We start from the raw sequence: 17,006 nt of genomic DNA, 5'->3' as shown, positions 1-17,006 counted from the left end.
CGGGTGACGGGGGTCCGCGGGGCCTCACACGTTCGGGGGCGTTCCCTCCAGGGGCCTGCCGAGGACCCCGGGGCGCCGCTGCCGGGGCAGGGGTCCGGCGGGGGGCCGGTAGTCGACTCCGAGGGCGTCCAGGCGCCGGTAGTGGGTGTCCATGCGGCGCTCGAAACCGGTGTAGTCGCGCTCTTCGGGGGCGGGGAGCGCGGACCAGGCGACCTCGGCGAAGGCCGCGAGGCGGGGGAAGACCTGGTAGTCGACGCGGGAACGGTTCTCCATCACCTCGGTCCAGACGTTGGCCTGGGTTCCCAGGATGTGGGCGGCGGCCTCCTCGGAGAGGCCCGGCGGAACGGGTTCGAAGCGGTAGACGTCCTCCAGGGTGCGGACGTACCCGATGGGCATCGGCTCGTCCTCGCCCGGCGCCTGGCGGTGGTCCAGGTACACGTGCTGCTCGGGGCACATGACGACGTCGTGCCCGGCCTCGGCGGCGGCGATCCCGCCGCCGTAGCCGCGCCAGGAGGAGACGGCCGCGCCCTCGGCGAGGCCGCCCTGGAGGATCTCGTCCCAGCCGATCAGGCGCCGTCCGCGGGCGGCGAGCCAGCGGTCGAAGTGGCGGATGAACCAGGACTGGAGCTCGTCCTCGTCGGCGAGGCCGAGTTCCCTCATGCGGGCCTGGGCCGCCGGGGAGGCCTTCCACTGGTCCTTGGGGCACTCGTCGCCGCCGACGTGCACGAAGGGGGACGGGAAGAGCTCCAGGACCTCCTCGAAGACGCCCTCGTAGAAGCGGAGGACCTCCTCGGTGGGGGCGAGGACGTTCGGGTTGACGCCCCAGGTGTCCCAGACGGTGAGGGCGGCGGTGTCGACGACGTCCGTGTTGCCCAGTTCGGGGTACGCGGCGATGGCGGCCTGCGAGTGGCCGGGGAGGTCGATCTCGGGGACGACGGTGATGTGCCGCTCGGCGGCGTAGGCGACGATCTCGCGGATGTCGTCCCGGGTGTAGAAGCCGCCGTGCGGGGTGTCGGTCCACAGCGGCGAGGCCCGGTGGCCCCACTTGCTGCGGGCCCGCCAGGAGCCGGCCTCGGTGAGCCTCGGGTGGCGCTCGATCTCGATGCGCCAGCCCTGGTCGTCGGTGAGGTGGAAGTGGAAGACGTTGAGCTTGTGGGCGGCGAGGAGGTCGAGCAGGCGCAGGACGTCGTCCTTGGGCGTGAAGTGCCGGGAGACGTCGAGGAGGAGGCCGCGCCAGCCGAAGCGCGGGGCGTCCTCGATCGTCTGCGCCACCAGGCCCGCGACCGGCTCCTCCTTCACGGGCGCCTCGCGGAAGGCGTCGGGGCCGAGGAGCTGGCGCAGGGTCTGGGCGCCCCAGAAGACGCCGGCCGGGCCGCCGCCCACGATCTCGACGACCTCGGTGATCACGACGTGGAGCCGGTACGCCTCGGGGGCGAGGGTGTCGTCGATCCTCAGCCGGACGCTGTGGGGGGCGTTCTCGTCGTCGGTGCTCCGCAGCGGGAGCGCGAAGGCGGCGCCGAGCACGGTCCGCAGCCAGCGCGCGGTGCCCTCGGTGCCGGGGGCGGCGTACAGGGTCGTCCGGCGGTCGAGCAGGAAGCCGCAGCGGTACGGCCCCTCGACCGACAGGGGCGCCGGGATCAGGTCCACGGAGTAGGTCATCGCGTCAGTCCTTCACCGCGCCGCCGAGGCCCGAGACCAGGCGGCGCTGTACGAGTACGAAGAAGACGAGCACCGGGACGGTCATCACGGTCGAGCCGGCCATGATGCCTCCCCAGTCGTTCTCGTCGGGCTTGAAGAAGACCAGCAGGGCCATGGGGAGGGTCGACTGCGAGGTGTCGCTGATGATGAACGACTTCGCGAAGAGGAAGTCGTTCCAGGTGGAGATGAACGAGAAGACGCTGGTGGCGACCAGGCCGGGGAAGACCAGCGGAAAGAGGATCTGCCACAGGAACCGGGTGCGGCTCGCGCCGTCGATCTGGGCCTGCTCCTCCAGGGCCTCCGGAACCGCCCGGACGAAGCCGCGCAGCATCCAGATCGCGAACGGCAGGGAGAACGCGAGGTGCGGCAGGATCAGCGAGCCGAGGGTGTTGAGCTGGCCGAGGTCCCGCATGAGGAAGAACAGCGGGATGGCGAGGGCCTCGACGGGGACCATCTGGGCGACCAGGAACATGATCAGGAGCGTCGTCCTGAACCGGAAGCGGAACCGGGTGACGGCGGTGGCCGCGAGGAAGGCGATCAGCGCGGAGGCGAGGACGACCGTGCCCGCCACGATCAGCGAGTTGAGGAAGTACCGGCCGAAGTCCTGCTGTTCGAAGACGCGCCGGAAGGAGTCCAGGGACGGCGAGAGCGTCCACGGGCGCGGGTGCGCGGACTGGATCTCGCCGGTCGGCTTGAAGGCCGAGAGCACCATCCAGTACAGCGGGAAGGCGGTGGCGGCGGCGACGAGGAGGGTGCCGGCCTCGGCGGCGAGGCGGCCGGGGCGCCGGACGCCCGGGATCCGGAGGGCGCTCACAGTTCTTCTCCCTGGCGTCGCAGCAGGCGCAGGTACACGAGCGTCACGGCCAGCAGGATCAGCAGCATGACGACGCCGATCGCCGAGCCCAGGCTGTACTGGGACGAGGCGAAGGCCTTCTGGTAGGCGTACACGTTGAGGACGAGGTTCTGGCCGGCGATGCCGCCGCCGTTCGTCATCACGTAGATCTGGGTGAAGAGCTTGAAGTCCCAGATGATCGACTGGATCGTGACGACGACCAGGATGGGCCGGAGCATCGGCGCCGTGACCGAGCGCCAGATCCGCCACTGCGAGGCGCCGTCGAGGGCGGCGGCCTCCAGGACCTCGGTCGGGACGGCCCGGATGCCCGCGTAGACGGTGACCATCACGAACGGGAAGGAGCACCAGACGACTTCGAGCAGGACGAGGGCGAAGGCGCTGTACCGCCCGTACGTCCAGGAGAAGTCGCCGAGTCCGAGGAGCCGGTTGACGGGGCCGAAGTCGGGGTCGAAGAGGAAGACCCAGACGGTGGAGCCGGTGACGGCGGGGGTGGCCCAGGCGCCGAGCGCGGCCAGCATCAGGGTGAGCCGGGGCAGGGCACGCACGCGCGTGAGGAGGACCGCGAGGGCGCAGCCGACGGCGAGGGTGGTGACGACGCAGGCGGCGGCGAAGACGACGGTGGCGAGGAGGACCTGCCAGAACTGGGGGTCGGAGAAGAGCGCCGTGTAGTTCCCGAGCCCCTGGAACGAGGTGGGTTCGCCGCCGCTGACCTGGGCCTGGGTGTACTCCAGGAAGGAGATCAGGCCCAGTTGGTAGACGGGGTAGACGAGGAGCGCGCCGAGGACGACGAGGGCGGGCAGGAGGTACAGCCAGGGGGTCCACGCGCCATGGCGCCGGGGGCCGCGGATCCCCGGTGCGGGGTCCGCGGCCGTTCCGGGCCGCTTCTCGACGGGCGGGGTGAGCTGGGTGGTCATGCGGATCAGCCCGCCGGCGCGAAGGCCGCGTCCATCTTCTTCGCGGCGTCGTCCGCCGCCGCCTTGGCGTCCTTACGGCCGCTGACGATCTCCTGGAACATCGTGGGCAGGACGAGGGAGGCGTCGACCTGGCCCCAGCCGGGGGACGCGGGGACGAACTTCGTTCCGGCGGCGAGGGTGTCGGTGAAGGGCTTCACGAAGGGCTGCCGCCGGGCGGCGGCGGCGCGCGCGTCGGTGTACGTGGGCAGGAAGCCCATCGCGTCGAAGAGGCGGCCCTGGGTCTCCTTGCCGGTGAGGGACTTGAGGAGGTCGACGGCGAGGGTGCGGTGCGAGGTGCTCTTGAGGACGCCGATGTTGTTGCCGCCGGCGAAGGCGGGGGCGATCGAGCCGGGGGTGGTGCCGGGCAGCGGCACGACGGCGTACTTGCCCTTCACGGTGCCCGCCTCGACGGCCGCGTGGCTGAAGTCGCCTCCGATGGCCATGCCGGCCTTGCCGGAGGCGAAGGCGGTGACGGTGGCGTTGCCGCCCATCTGGGCGCACTTGGCGGCCGGACAGTTGTCGTCGCCGAAGAGCGAGGTGTACGTGGTGATGCCCTTGAGGGCGTCCGGGCTGTTGATGGCGGCCTTGTAGGAGTCGCCGTGCGCGGTGGCGAGTTCGCCGCCGGCGGCCCAGACGAAGGGCATGGCGCCGTAGGTGTAGGCGCCGCCGACGGCGAGGCCGTAGAGCTCGGGCCTGGCCTTGCGGATCTTCTTGGCCGTCCGGACCAGTTCGGCCTGGGTCCTGGGGGCCGTCAGGCCCAGCTCCTCGAACACGTCGGTGCGGTAGTAGAGGGCGCGGATGCCGACGAAGAAGGGGGCGCCGTAGACCTTGCCGCCGACGGTGACGGACTGCCGGGCGGTGGGGTCGGTGTCCCGGGCCTCGTCCCAGGCCGCGAACTCGGCGCTGATGTCGGCGAGGCCGCCGTCCTTGACGTATCCGGCGGTGTCGGTGTTGCCGTACTCGATGAGGTCGGGGGCCGACTCCGGGTCGTTGAAGGCGGCCTTGACGCGCTGGGCGCGGGTCTCGACGGGGATGTACTCGACCTCGACCTCCGCGCCCTGGTGGCGCTGCTCGAAGGCGGTGACGGCCTGCTCGACGGCCTGCTCCTTGGGCTTGTTGCTCACCTCCTGGAAGAGCCAGACGCGCAGGGTGCCGCTCTTCTCGTCCGTCGTGGCCTTCCCGTCCGAGGTCTGGGGCGCGCAGGCGGTGGCGGTGAGGCCGGCCAGCAGGAGCGCGGCGGCCGTGGCGGTGATGGGGGTCCCCCCTGCTCGGGCGAAGCCGAGAGCTCGGGGGAGAGCGGGAAGTTTCATGGCGGATCCCCTCCAGGTGCGTGCGTTGCAGCATGTGCAATGAGCGTTTCGCGCTGCACAACACGCGTGAGGCTAGGCGGACTCCGGGCGGGCCGACAAGAGGTCTCGACCACCTCAACCACTCCGTGACCGGCGAAAGCACCCTGCGCAACGGGGACGCTCCCGGAGGAGCGGGAGAAACGGAACGGCCGGCCTCGCGCACGCCCCGGAGCGCGCCGGGAAACGGAACGGCCCCCGCCGCGCGTGCCGAAGCACGCACGACGGGGGCCGTCACAGGCTCGCCCGACGCCGGGACCTGACTTACTCGTCCTTGCCGCCCTTGTCCTTGTCGCCGCCGGCGCCCATGGAGTCGTAGATCTCCTTGCACATCGGACAGACCGGGTACTTCTTGGGGTCGCGCCCCGGCACCCAGACCTTTCCGCACAGCGCCACGACGGGCGTGCCGTCCAGGGCGCTCGCCATGATCTTGTCCTTCTGGACGTAGTGGGCGTAGCGCTCGTGGTCGCCGTCACCGTGGGACACCTGCGGCGTCGGCTCGACGAGGGTCCCCGTACCTGCCCCGCGCTCGGGCTCGAGAGTGCTCATAACCGCCAAGGGTACTGAAAGCCGGGCCCTCGGTTGCGGGACGGGTCGCGCTCAGTTGAGGGACGGGTCGTCCGGGTACGTCGCGACCATCGCGAGCTCGCCGCGCTGGCGCCGCAGCACCTGCCGCCAGAGCGTCTCGGGGGTCGGCGAGGAGACGTCCCCGGGCTCCGACTCGACCACGTACCAGGCCCCGTCGCCCAGCTCCGTCTCCAGTTGGCCGGGGCCCCAGCCCGCGTACCCGGCGAAGATCCGCAGCGAGCCGAGCGCCGGTCCGAGCAGCTCGGGCGGGGCCTCCAGGTCGACCACGCCGATCGCCCCGTGCACCCGCCGCCAGCCGAGCGGTCCCTCGTCGCCGGGGATCACGGCGACGCCGAGGGCCGCGTCGAGGGAGACGGGGCCGCCCTGGAAGACCACGCCGGGCTCCCCGGCGAGGTCCGCCCAGGGGGCGAGGACGTCACCGACGGTGACCGGCGTCGGCCGGTTGAGGACCACGCCGAGCGAGCCCTCGTCGTCGTGGTCGAGCAGCAGCACCACCGAGCGGTCGAAATTCGGGTCCGCGAGGGCGGGGGTGGCCACGAGCAGCCGTCCTGTGAGCGAGGACACCTCGGTCATGCGAGACATGATCCCGCATCTTCGGCGTTCGCGTGGCCCGTCGGGCGCGAAGCCGGGAAGTCGGGGACCGCCGCAGTTCAGAGGGGACGGGCCCGGGTGGCGCGGAGGGCCCGCCGGGGCAACCGGACGGTGACGCTCCGCAAGATCACGCCAACGGAGTGTGTTGTGCCGAATTCATTACGTCTGACGGGTCCCCTCGGGCATCCGAAGGAGGTTCCATGGGCCCTTACTCTTTTCACTGGCCACCCGTCGGACCCACTTCCGGAACGCGAGATTCATGACCGGCACAGACAGCCATGACGTACTGCTTGTCCACGGCGGCACCCCGCTGGAGGGCGAGATCCGCGTCCGCGGCGCGAAGAACCTCGTGCCCAAGGCGATGGTCGCCGCCCTGCTCGGCAGCGGCCCCAGCCGCCTGCGCAACGTGCCCGACATCCGTGACGTCCGCGTGGTCCGCGGACTGCTCCAGTTGCACGGAGTGACGGTCCGCCCGGGCGACGAGCCCGGCGAGCTCGTCCTCGATCCGACCCACGTCGAGTCCGCGAACGTCGCCGACATCGACGCCCACGCCGGCTCGTCCCGCATCCCGATCCTCTTCTGCGGCCCGCTGCTCCACCGCCTCGGCCACGCCTTCATCCCGGGCCTGGGCGGCTGCGACATCGGCGGCCGGCCCATCGACTTCCACTTCGACGTGCTGCGCCAGTTCGGCGCCACCATCGAGAAGCGGGCGGACGGGCAGTACCTGGAGGCCCCGCAGCGCCTTCGCGGCTGCAAGATCCGGCTGCCGTACCCCTCGGTCGGCTCGACCGAGCAGGTGCTGCTCACGGCGGTGCTCGCGGAGGGCGTCACCGAGCTGTCGAACGCGGCCGTGGAGCCCGAGATCGAGGACCTGATCTGCGTCCTGCAGAAGATGGGCGCGATCATCTCCATGGACACCGACCGGACCATCCGGATCACCGGTGTCGACAAGCTCGACGGCTACACCCACCGGGCGCTCCCGGACCGCCTGGAGGCGGCCTCCTGGGCGTCGGCGGCGCTGGCCACCGGGGGCAACATCTACGTGCGCGGCGCCCAGCAGCGCTCGATGATGACCTTCCTCAACACGTACCGGAAGGTCGGCGGCGCCTTCGAGATCGACGACGACGGCATCCGCTTCTGGCACCCGGGCGGCTCGCTCAACGCGATCGCCCTGGAGACGGACGTGCACCCGGGCTTCCAGACCGACTGGCAGCAGCCGCTGGTCGTGGCCCTGACGCAGGCCTCCGGCCTCTCCATCGTCCACGAGACGGTGTACGAGTCGCGGCTCGGCTTCACCTCCGCCCTGAACCAGATGGGCGCGCACATCCAGCTCTACCGCGAGTGCCTGGGCGGCTCGGACTGCCGCTTCGGCCAGCGCAACTTCCTGCACTCGGCGGTCGTGTCCGGCCCGACCCGCCTCCAGGGCGCCGACCTGGTCATCCCCGACCTGCGCGGCGGCTTCTCGTACCTGATCGCGGCGCTCGCGGCCGAGGGCACCTCGCGGGTCCACGGCATCGAGCTGATCAACCGCGGCTACGAGAACTTCATGGAGAAGCTGATCGAGCTCGGCGCCAAGGTCGAGCTGCCGGGCAGCGCGCTGGTCTAGCGACACCCGCACGGCCCCAGGACGGCCCCACGCACACGCGTGGGGCCGTTTCGGCCTTCCGGGGCCCGTGCGACGCGTCCCGGCGCTCCGGCCGGGGCCGTACGCCGCGTTCTGACGGGCGAACGGAAGGGCGGCCACCCCGTGGACCGGGGTGGCCGCCCTTTCTCGCCTACAGGCCGCTTACTTGCCCTTGGCGGCTTCCTTGAGCTTCGAGCCCGCGGAGACCTTCACGCTGTAGCCGGCCGGGATGTTGATCGGGTCGCCGGTCTGGGGGTTACGAGCGGTGCGAGCGGCACGGTGGGTGCGCTCGAAGGTCAGGAAGCCGGGGATGGTGACCTTCTCGTCGCCCTTGGCGACGACCTCGCCGACGGTCTCGGCGAGAGCGGCCAGCACGGCGTCGGCGTCCTTGCGGGTCACCTCGGCGCGGTCGGCCAGGGCGGCCACCAGCTCACTGCGGTTCATGTTGTTACTCCCGTGTTCTTCTTGCCTGTGAGGCGTGCCACGCGGCGGAAGCCGCGCGATTGGGTACAGCGAAGCCGATGCTGCCAGGGCCCTCGGACAGTCCCCGGACCCGGGTCACATGGACAGACCCTCGCGCCCAAACACGCATCCTGCCCCCACCAGCGGCGGGAACGCCAATCCGGCACCCCCGCGGGTCGGGCGAAAACCGCCGGAACCCCGCGGTGGTGACGTTCTGTCGACTCCCCGCGAACCACGCGGAGTCGAAAAGCAACCCTAAAGGCGGGTTTACGCCACCGCGAATCGCGACGCGCCGTCAGCGCGGTACCCGCCCCCGACGCCCCTGGTCAGAGCGCGGCCGGGGCCGCGCCGCCGCCGGCCGCCCTCGCCGCGGTGCGGACCGCGCCGGCGACCGCGCCGGCGACCTTGTCGTTGAAGACCGACGGGATGATGTAGTTCGGGTTCAGCTCGTCCTCGGTGACCACGTCGGCGAGGGCCGCGGCGGCCGCCAGCATCATGTCCGTGTTGACGGTGCGCGACTGGGCGTCGAGCAGGCCGCGGAAGACGCCGGGGAAGACCAGGACGTTGTTGATCTGGTTGGGGAAGTCGGAGCGGCCGGTGGCGACGACGGCGGCCGTCCGGCGCGCCTCGGCCGGGTCGACCTCCGGGTCGGGGTTCGCGAGCGCGAAGACGATGGCGCCCTCGGCCATGGCGGCGACGTCCTGCGCGTCGAGCAGGTTCGGGGCGGAGACGCCGATGAAGACGTCCGCGCCGGCCACGGCCTCCTTGAGGGTGCCGGTGACGCCCTCCGGGTTGGTGTTGTCCGCGATCCAGCGCAGCGGCGAGTCGGCCGGGGCCTCGACGAGGTCCTCGCGGCCCGCGTGGACGACGCCCTTGATGTCGGCGACGACGGCGTGCTTGACGCCCGCGGCCAGGAGCAGCTTCAGGATGGCCGTGCCGGCCGCGCCGGCGCCGGACATGACGACCCGCACGTCGCCGATGCCCTTGCCGACCACGCGCAGGGCGTTGGTGAGGGCGGCGAGGACGACGATGGCGGTGCCGTGCTGGTCGTCGTGGAAGACGGGGATGTCGAGGGCCTCGCGCAGCCGGGCCTCGATCTCGAAGCAGCGCGGCGCGGAGATGTCCTCCAGGTTGATGCCCGCGAAGCCGGGGGCGATGGCCTTGACGATCGCGACGATCTCGTCAGTGTCCTGGGTGTCCAGGCAGAGCGGCCAGGCGTCGATGCCGGCGAAGCGCTTGAAGAGGGCGGCCTTGCCCTCCATGACGGGCAGGGCGGCCTTGGGGCCGATGTTGCCGAGGCCGAGGACGGCGGAGCCGTCGGTGACGACCGCGACGGAGTTGCGCTTGATGGTGAGGCGGCGGGCGTCCTCGGGGTTCTCGGCGATCGCCATGCAGACCCGGGCGACGCCGGGGGTGTAGATCATGGAGAGGTCGTCGCGGTTGCGGATGGGGTGCTTGGACGCCATCTCGATCTTGCCGCCGAGGTGCATCAGGAAGGTGCGGTCGGAGACCTTGCCGAGGACGACGCCCTCGATGCCGCGCAACTGCTCCACGATCAGGTCGGCGTGGGCCGTGGAGGTCGCGGCGATGGTGACGTCGATGCGGAGCTTCTCGTGGCCGGAGGCGGTCACGTCGAGGCCGGTGACGGATCCGCCGGACGACTCCACCGCCGTGGTGAGCTGTGAGACCGCGGTCCCGCTCGCGGGAACCTCCAGCCGGACCGTCATCGAGTACGAGACGCTGGGCGCCGTTGCCATGGCCGAGATCCTCTGCTTTCCCTGAGCTTCGTTGCTACGCCGCCCCGGCTGGTTGCCCGGCGGCGCCCTCCGATGGTCGCACCTACCGGCGAGTAGCAGGTAATGCGGTCATTTTGTTTTCGGAAAGTAGTTTCCACCATACGAGAGAGATCCGGGAAACAGAAGAGGTCCCCGCCACCAGGGGTGACGAGGACCTCGACTTCGTAGCTACGCACTAGGTGGCACCGACCCGCCATGCTCGCCTCGCGGCAAGTGGTCCCTCTGGGGGACGAAGGTTGGGCCCGGGGGCTTGGATCGAGCCGGTGCCACACCCAGGCTAACAAACCACTCCCGCCGGTGATTCCAGCGCCACAGGTTGACCTGAAAACGGCTGCGGGGCGTCAGTCCCGCAGCAGGTCCGGCACGCCCTCCCCGTCCGGCAGGTCGCCGGCCCCCGCGACCACCGTGAGCTGCTGCGTCGCCCGGGTGAGGGCCACGTAGAGCACCCGCAGGCCGGCCGGGGACTCGTCCGCGATCTCCGCGGGCGAGACGACCACCGTGGCGTCGTACTCCAGGCCCTTGGCCTCCAGGGAGCCGAGCGCCACCACCCGGTCGCCGAGCTCCGCGAGCCAGCGGGCGGCCTCCTCGCGCCGCCGCATGGCGACGACGACGCCGACCGTGCCCTCCACCTGTTCGAGGAGCCTTCGCGCCTCGAAACGTACGGTTTCGGCCAGATCCGCCTCCCGGGCCCCCTCCGGGACCGCGACGAACCGGGGCTCGACGCCGGTCGAGCGGACCGCGCGGGGCGACTCCTTGCCCGGCATGGCGAGGGCGAGGACCTTGGCGGCCAGCTCGGCGATCTCGGCCGGGTTGCGGTAGTTCACGGTCAGCTCGAAGCGGCGGCGCGGCCGGGAGCCGAGCGCCTCGTCCCGGGCCCCGGCCGCCTCGTCCGGGTCCGACCAGGAGGACTGCGCCGGGTCCCCGACCACCGTCCAGGTGGCGTGCCGGCCGCGCCGCCCGACCATCCGCCACTGCATGGGCGTGAGGTCCTGGGCCTCGTCGACGATCACGTGCGCGTACTCGGTGCGCTCCGCCGCGAGCCGCTCGGCCCGCTCGCGCTGGGTCTCCTCCCGCGTCGGCATCAGCTCCTCCAGGCCCGTGAGCTGGTCCAGCGGGTCGTACTCCCGCTTCCTGCGGGGCCGGGCCGGGGCGCCGAGCAGGGTGTTCAGCTCGTCGAGGAGGGCCACGTCGTGGACGGAGAGCTCCGGGCGGCGCAGCGAGCGGGCCAGCCTGCGCACCTCGCCCGGGTTGAGGATCCGGCGGGCCCAGCGGCCCAGGCGCCGCTCGTCGGCCATCGCGTCGAGGACCTGCCGGGGGGTGAGCTCGGGCCACCAGGCGTCGAGGAAGCCGAGGAAGGAGTCCTCGGTGGAGACGTCCTCGTCGAAGGAGGAGCGCAGCTCGGCGGCCAGCTCGGGGTCGCTGTGCCGGCCGACCGCGCCGGACTTGGCGTACAGCGCGTCGAGCAGCAGCCGGCGGGCGCGCGGGCGCAGCAGGTTGACGGGGGCGGTGCCGCCGAGGACGTTGTGGCGGATGCGCCGCAGCTCGTCGGCCTCCAGCTCCAGGCGGCGCCCGAAGGCGACGACCCGCAGGCGGGTCGGGGTGCCGGCGGGCGCCCGGTCGGCGTCCTCCCCCAGCTCGGGCTGCGCCCGGGGCGCGGGGGTCTCCAGGGCGCCCCGGGCCGCCTTGCGCAGCACGGCGAGCATCCGGGAGGAGCCCTTGATCCGGGCGACGGCCGGGGCGTCGTACGCGGTGGCCTCGGCGCCGTCGACCAGCGAGCCGACCGCGCGGATCGCGACCTGGCCCTCCTCGCCGAGGGAGGGCAGGACGCCCTCGGTGTACGAGACGAGGAGCGGGGTCGGGGAGACGATGAGGATGCCGCCCGCGTACCGCCGCCGGTCCTGGTAGAGCAGGTACGCGGCCCGGTGCAGGGCCACGGCCGTCTTGCCGGTGCCGGGGCCGCCCTCCACGTACGTCACGGAGGCGGCGGGCGCCCGGATGACGAGGTCCTGCTCGGCCTGGATGGAGGAGACGATGTCCCGCATGGTGTGGCTGCGGGCCTGGCCGAGGGCGGCCATCAGGGCGCCGTCGCCGATGACGGGCAGCTCGCGCCCGTCGAGCGTGGCCCGCAGCTCGGGGCGCATCAGGTCGTCCTCGACGCCGAGGACCTGCCGGCCCTTGGAGCGGATGACCCGGCGGCGCACGACCCGGCCGGGGTCGACCGGCGTGGAGCGGTAGAAGGGCGCGGCGGCGGGCGCGCGCCAGTCGATGACGAGCGGCGCGTAGTCGGAGTCGAGGACGCCGATGCGGCCGATGTGGAGGGTCTCGCCGATGTCGGCGGTGTTGTCCGCGCGCACGGCGTCCTCGGCGGGCTCGACGGAGGTGTAGGCGCCGTCGGGCCCCTTCTTCCCGTCCTTGCCGTACAGCAGGTCGATCCTGCCGAAGAGGAAGTCCTCGAACTCGTTGTTGAGCCGGTTGAGGTGGATGCCGGCCCGGAAGACCTGGGCGTCGCGCTCGGCGAGCGCGCCGGGCGTGCCGACCTGTCCGCGCTGGGCGGCGTCGTTCATCAGGAACTCCGCCTCGTGGATCTTCTCCTCCAGCCGGCGGTAGACCTGGTCAAGATGTTCCTGCTCGACACCGATCTCACGGTCCCTGACCGTGTCCACGGCTTCCTGCGCGGCCACCTAAGGCCCCCTTCTCACGTGCACTGGGCAGCCGTCGAGCGTACGCCACCGGGAGCCGCCGTGTCAGGCGGGCGGGGGGTCGTCGTGCAGGACCCGCTGGAAGAGGTGGTGGTCGCGCCACGCGCCGTCGATGTGGAGGAAGCGGGGCGCGGTGCCGATGCGGGTGAACCCGCTCTTGGCGAGGACCCGTTGGGAGGCGTGGTTGTCGAGGAGGGTCCCGGCCTCGATCCGGTGCAGCCCGAGTTCCTCCCGGGCGGCGCGGCAGGCCTCGGCGACGAGGGCGGTGGCCAGGCCGCGTCCGGCGTGGTCCTGGTCGATCCAGTAGCCGAGGGAGGCGCTGCGGAGGGGTCCGAGGGCGATCCCGGAGAGCGTGGCGACGCCCACGATCTCGTACCCGCACCCGTCCCCGTGCCCGCTCCCGTCTCCGTCTCCGTCTCCGTCGACGGCGAACCACCGCACCCCGCCGTCCGCGAGCCGCTCGGCCTGTCCCTCGACGGTGTAGTACCGCTCGGCCCGGTACGGCTCCCACGGCTTCATGTACGTGCGGTTCCGCGCCACCGCCCGGGTGAGGGCGGGTGCGTCGTCGGGCGCGGCGGGGCGGATGCGGAGGCCTTCGGCGATCATGCGCGTACGGTAGCGGGCCGCCCCGCCCGTTCCTACCCGTCGTACTTGTCGTCCGCCGCCGGGTCCAGGGCCAGCCGGTAGCCCCGCTTGACCACCGTCTGGATCAGCTTCGGGGTGCCGAGGGCCGTGCGGAGGCGGGCCATCGCCGTCTCCACCGCGTGTTCGTCGCGGCCCGCGCCCGGCAGGGCGCGCAGCAGGTCGGCGCGGGAGACCACCCAGCCGGGGCGGCGGGCGAGGAGGCCGAGGAGGGCCATGCCGGCGGGCGGGACGGGGCGCAGGGCGCCGTCGACCAGGACGGCGTGGCCGCGCACCTCCACGCGGTGCCCGGCCACCGGCAGGACCCGGGCGCGGGCGGGCAGCTCGGTGCGGAGGACCTGGACGAGCGGCCCGAGCCGGAACCGCTCCGGCTGGTACGTGTCGACGCCCTCCGCCTGGAGCGGCAGCGCGGTCACGGGCCCCACGCACACCGCGAGCACGTCGTGCCGCAGCGCCGCGACGAGCTCCGCCCGTACCCCCCGCTCCCCCGCCCGGGAGAGCAGCGAGGCGGCGGCCGGGGCGCTGGTGAAGGTCACCGCGTCCAGGCTCCGGGCGAGGACCGCGTCCAGGAGCCGGTCGAGCGGGCCGAGGTCCTCCGGCGGCATCCAGCGGTAGACGGGGACGCCGACGACCTCGGCCCCGCCCTCCGTGAGCGCCTCCACGAAGCCGGGCAGCGGCTCCCCGTGCAGTTGGAGCGCGATCCGGCGGCCCGTCACCCCTTCGGCGAGGAGCCGGTCGAGGACCTCGGCCATGGACTCCGAGGACGGCGACCAGGTCTCGGTGAGCCCGGCGGCCCGGACGGCCCCCTTGACCTTCGGTCCCCGGGCGAGGAGTTCGACGTCCCGCAGGACGGCCAGGAGCTCCTCGCCGCACCCCCAGCCGTCGGCGGCCTCGACCCAGCCCCGGAAGCCGATCGCCGTGGTGGCGACGACGACGTCCGGGGCGTGGCCGATGAGTTCCTTGGTGGCGGCGAGGAGTTCGGTGTCGTCGGCGAGCGGCACGATCCGCAGGGCGGGGCCGTGGACGACGGCGGCGCCGCGCCGGCGCAGCAGGGCGATGAGTTCGTCCGCGCGCCGCGCCGCGGTGACGCCGACGGTGAAGCCGGCGAGGGGGCCGTGTTCTTGCTCGTCCATGGACGCAGAGCCTGACGGGGACGCGTGACGGACGCGGTTCGCCCGTATTTCCTGGTCGTTACGGTCCGTGCCGGGCACCGGGGATCACACCTTCGCGTAACCGGGCCGGGGCTCCGGCTCCGTGACGTCCTCGGCGGTCTCGGGCACGGCCGCCGGCCGCCGAAGGTATACCGCGCGGGTGACGCCCATGCAGGCCGCGTAGAAGACGAGGAAGGCGACGAAGGCGGCGGTGCCGGTGCCGGAGGCCTGGAAGGACTGGCGGAAGGCGAGGTTGATGCCGAGCCCGCCGAGCGCGCCGACCGCCCCGACGATGCCCATGGCGGCGCCGGAGAGGCGCCGTCCGTACGCCTCGGCCTCCTCGCCCGCGAGCCCCTCGCGGTGCCCCTGGGCGAGGAAGATCGCCGGGATCATCTTGTACGTGGAGCCGTTGCCGAGGCCGCTGAGGACGAAGAGGCCGATGAAGCCGGCGAGGAAGACGGCGAGCGACTCGATCACGGAGGCGTAGATCACCACGGAGGTCGCGGCGGCCATCGCGGCGAAGGTCCACAGGGTGATGCGGGCCCCGCCGTGCCGGTCGGCGAGGGAGCCGCCGACGGGCCGGACGAGCGAGCCGAGCAGGGGTCCGACGAAGGTGAGCGAGGCGGCTTGGAGCGGGGTGCGGCCGAACTGGGTCTGGAGCACCAGGCCGAAGGCGAAGCTGTAGCCGATGAAGGAGCCGAAGGTGCCGACGTAGAGGAAGGCCACGATCCAGGTGTGCCGGGCCCGCACGGCCTCCTTCGCGGCCCCGGTGTCGTTCCTGACGGGGGCGAGGTTGTCCATGAAGAGTGCGGCGCACACGGCGGCGACCACGATCAGGGGCAGGTAGACGCCGAGCACGATCCTCGGGTGCACCGCGCCGGCGGTACCGATGACGAGGAGGCCGACGAGCTGCACGACGGGGACGCCGATGTTGCCGCCGCCCGCGTTGAGCCCGAGCGCCCAGCCCTTCTTCCGCAGCGGGAAGAAGGCGTTGATGTTGGTCATGGAGGAGGCGAAGTTGCCGCCGCCGACGCCGGTGAGGGCCGCGACCAGGACGAAGGTGGTGTACGACGTCCCGGGCTCCATGACCGCGAAGGCGAGGCCGGTCGGCAGCAGGAGCAGCAGGGCGCTGAAGACGGTCCAGTTCCGGCCGCCGAAGCGGGCGACGGCGAAGGTGTACGGGATCCGGATCAGCCCGCCGACGAAGGTGGCGGTGCCGATCAGGAAGAACTTGCCGGCGGGGTCGACGCCGTACTGCGGCCCCATGAAGAGGACCATGACCGACCACAGGCTCCAGATCGAGAAGCCGACGTGCTCGGAGAGGACGGAGAAGAGCAGGTTCCGCCGGGCGGTCCGCTCCCCCTCCTCGCGCCAGAAGACCTCGTCCTCCGGTTCCCACCGTTCGATCCACCGGCCGCCCATGTCGCACCTCCGCGGGGTCGGGTCCTGGGGCGCCCACGGCCCCGGTCCTCCTGCCGACGACGCTAGGGAGGCCGCGTTTCAGGGCGGTGCCGGAAGGTGACGGCGGCGGAACCTTGCTCTCACCCGGGGGACGGGGCCGCTGTGAGCGGGGTGCCGGGCCGTCCCGGCGCGGGAAGACCGGTCCCGGGCAGTCCCGGCTCGTCCTCCGGCAGCCAGGAGTCCGGCGGGCGGACGAGCCAGCCCTCCCGGGCGCCGATCTCGGCGGCGGCGGTCCGCAGGGCGTCCAGGCCGGGGTGGCGCAGCCCCTTGCGCCACACCAGGCTCACGGGCGACAGGGGGACGGGGTCGACGAGCGGGCGCAGGACGCAGTCGGGCATGGGCGGGAACTCGACGACGGCGAGGACCGGGTGGCGGTGCTTGGCCATGATCCGGCGGAACTCCTCCTTGCCGACCGCGAGCGGGGCGGGCGGGGCGACCTCGATGCCGCGCCCGGCGAAGAGCCGGACGGCGAGGTCGGTCCACTCGGGGGTGCGCTCGTTCCCGGCCCCGGCGTAGATCCGTTCCCCGGCGAGCGCGGCGAGCGGGACCTCGGGGAGGCCGGCGAGCGGATGGTCCCCGGGCAGGATCACGGCCATCGGCTCGTAGCGCACGAACTGCGCGTCGAGCCCCGCCCTGAGGTCGGCCGCGAGGCCTCCGTACCGGCCGAAGGAGACGTCGAGGCCGCCGGCGACGACGGTCCGCGCGGCGCCGGTGAGGCCGCTCTCGTAGCGGGCCATCAGTTCCAGGTCGGGGGCGAGTTCGCGGGCCCGGCGCAGGACGCGCTCGTGGGCGAGGTCGGGGCTGTTGAGGTCGACGAGGAGGGGCCGGGGCGCGGCGCGGAAGGCCTCGCGCAGCTCGTCGTGGGCGGCGAGCACCCGGCGCGCGTACGGCAGGAGCCGCTCGCCGTCGGGGGTGAGGGAGACCTGCCGGGTGGTCCGGACGAACAGCTCGGCGCCCAGCTCGCGCTCCAGGCGCCGGACGTCCCGGCTGAGGGCCTGCTGGGCGACGTAGAGGCGGGCGGCGGCGCGGGTGAAGTGCAGCTCCTCGGCGACGGCGGCGAAGGCGCGCAGGAGGCGGGGGTCGGTGTCGTACGGGGAGGCCACCGCCGCATTCAACAACACGGGTGCGTGAATGGCCACCGA

14 protein-coding genes are annotated in these 17,006 nt (G+C 72.6%); 1 reads left to right on the top strand and 13 read right to left on the bottom strand.

Annotated features, from left to right (window positions below; genetic code table 11):
* Positions 1-24 precede the first annotated feature (24 nt).
* The 6 genes from ACFYNX_RS05510 to ACFYNX_RS05485 all read right to left on the bottom strand — a co-directional run bounded on the left by ACFYNX_RS05510 (position 25) and on the right by ACFYNX_RS05485 (position 6,011).
* Positions 25-1,659 (bottom strand): beta-N-acetylhexosaminidase, encoded by a 1,635-nt coding sequence (locus ACFYNX_RS05510; protein WP_388657984.1) that lies wholly within the window; start codon positions 1,657-1,659, stop codon positions 25-27.
* Positions 1,660-1,663: 4 nt separating this feature from the next.
* Positions 1,664-2,512, bottom strand: coding sequence for a carbohydrate ABC transporter permease (locus ACFYNX_RS05505; RefSeq protein ID WP_388657981.1), 849 nt, complete (start codon positions 2,510-2,512; stop codon positions 1,664-1,666).
* The gene (locus ACFYNX_RS05500) at positions 2,509-3,465 is read right to left on the bottom strand and encodes a carbohydrate ABC transporter permease (protein ID WP_388657979.1); all 957 of its coding nucleotides are present in this window, start codon (positions 3,463-3,465) and stop codon (positions 2,509-2,511) included. Before ACFYNX_RS05500 ends, ACFYNX_RS05505 begins: the two co-directional genes overlap by 4 nt.
* Positions 3,466-3,470: 5 nt before the next feature.
* On the bottom strand, positions 3,471-4,814 hold the full coding sequence (locus ACFYNX_RS05495) for an extracellular solute-binding protein (protein WP_365538842.1): 1,344 nt from the start codon (positions 4,812-4,814) through the stop codon (positions 3,471-3,473).
* A gap of 300 nt (positions 4,815-5,114) precedes the next feature.
* On the bottom strand, positions 5,115-5,399 hold the full coding sequence (locus ACFYNX_RS05490) for a DUF3039 domain-containing protein (protein ID WP_388657977.1): 285 nt from the start codon (positions 5,397-5,399) through the stop codon (positions 5,115-5,117).
* 51 nt (positions 5,400-5,450) lie between these two features.
* Positions 5,451-6,011 (bottom strand): YqgE/AlgH family protein, encoded by a 561-nt coding sequence (locus ACFYNX_RS05485; protein ID WP_388657974.1) that lies wholly within the window; start codon positions 6,009-6,011, stop codon positions 5,451-5,453.
* Between the two features lie 277 nt (positions 6,012-6,288).
* On the opposite strand from ACFYNX_RS05485, the gene murA reads away from it, so the two are divergent.
* Complete coding sequence (murA, locus tag ACFYNX_RS05480) at positions 6,289-7,635, top strand: UDP-N-acetylglucosamine 1-carboxyvinyltransferase (RefSeq protein WP_125659101.1); 1,347 nt, start codon at positions 6,289-6,291, stop codon at positions 7,633-7,635.
* Positions 7,636-7,815: 180 nt separating this feature from the next.
* On the opposite strand, the gene ACFYNX_RS05475 is transcribed toward murA, so the two are convergent.
* From ACFYNX_RS05475 to ACFYNX_RS05445, 7 genes are all read right to left on the bottom strand, one after another.
* Positions 7,816-8,097, bottom strand: a complete 282-nt coding sequence (locus tag ACFYNX_RS05475) for an HU family DNA-binding protein (RefSeq protein WP_017237029.1) — start codon at positions 8,095-8,097, stop codon at positions 7,816-7,818.
* 344 nt (positions 8,098-8,441) lie between these two features.
* The gene (locus ACFYNX_RS05470) at positions 8,442-9,872 is read right to left on the bottom strand and encodes an NAD-dependent malic enzyme (protein WP_365538847.1); all 1,431 of its coding nucleotides are present in this window, start codon (positions 9,870-9,872) and stop codon (positions 8,442-8,444) included.
* A gap of 380 nt (positions 9,873-10,252) precedes the next feature.
* Positions 10,253-12,592: a HelD family protein gene (locus ACFYNX_RS05465; RefSeq protein ID WP_388657971.1), complete on the bottom strand. Its 2,340-nt coding sequence runs from the start codon at positions 12,590-12,592 to the stop codon at positions 10,253-10,255.
* 63 nt (positions 12,593-12,655) lie between these two features.
* On the bottom strand, positions 12,656-13,216 hold the full coding sequence (locus ACFYNX_RS05460) for a GNAT family N-acetyltransferase (RefSeq protein ID WP_388657968.1): 561 nt from the start codon (positions 13,214-13,216) through the stop codon (positions 12,656-12,658).
* Between the two features lie 32 nt (positions 13,217-13,248).
* Positions 13,249-14,385, bottom strand: a complete 1,137-nt coding sequence (locus ACFYNX_RS05455; RefSeq protein WP_388657965.1) for a uroporphyrinogen-III synthase — start codon at positions 14,383-14,385, stop codon at positions 13,249-13,251.
* Positions 14,386-14,469: 84 nt separating this feature from the next.
* Positions 14,470-15,825 (bottom strand): nitrate/nitrite transporter, encoded by a 1,356-nt coding sequence (locus ACFYNX_RS05450; protein ID WP_388657962.1) that lies wholly within the window; start codon positions 15,823-15,825, stop codon positions 14,470-14,472.
* 119 nt (positions 15,826-15,944) lie between these two features.
* Positions 15,945-16,985 (bottom strand): LysR family transcriptional regulator, encoded by a 1,041-nt coding sequence (locus tag ACFYNX_RS05445; protein ID WP_388657960.1) that lies wholly within the window; start codon positions 16,983-16,985, stop codon positions 15,945-15,947.
* Positions 16,986-17,006 lie beyond the last annotated feature (21 nt).

This window comes from Streptomyces sp. NPDC007872 (genome assembly GCF_042868165.1).
Lineage (GTDB): Bacteria > Actinomycetota > Actinomycetes > Streptomycetales > Streptomycetaceae > Streptomyces.
Note: the sequence above shows the minus strand (reverse complement) of the source record. Positions and strands in the feature narration are given on the sequence as shown.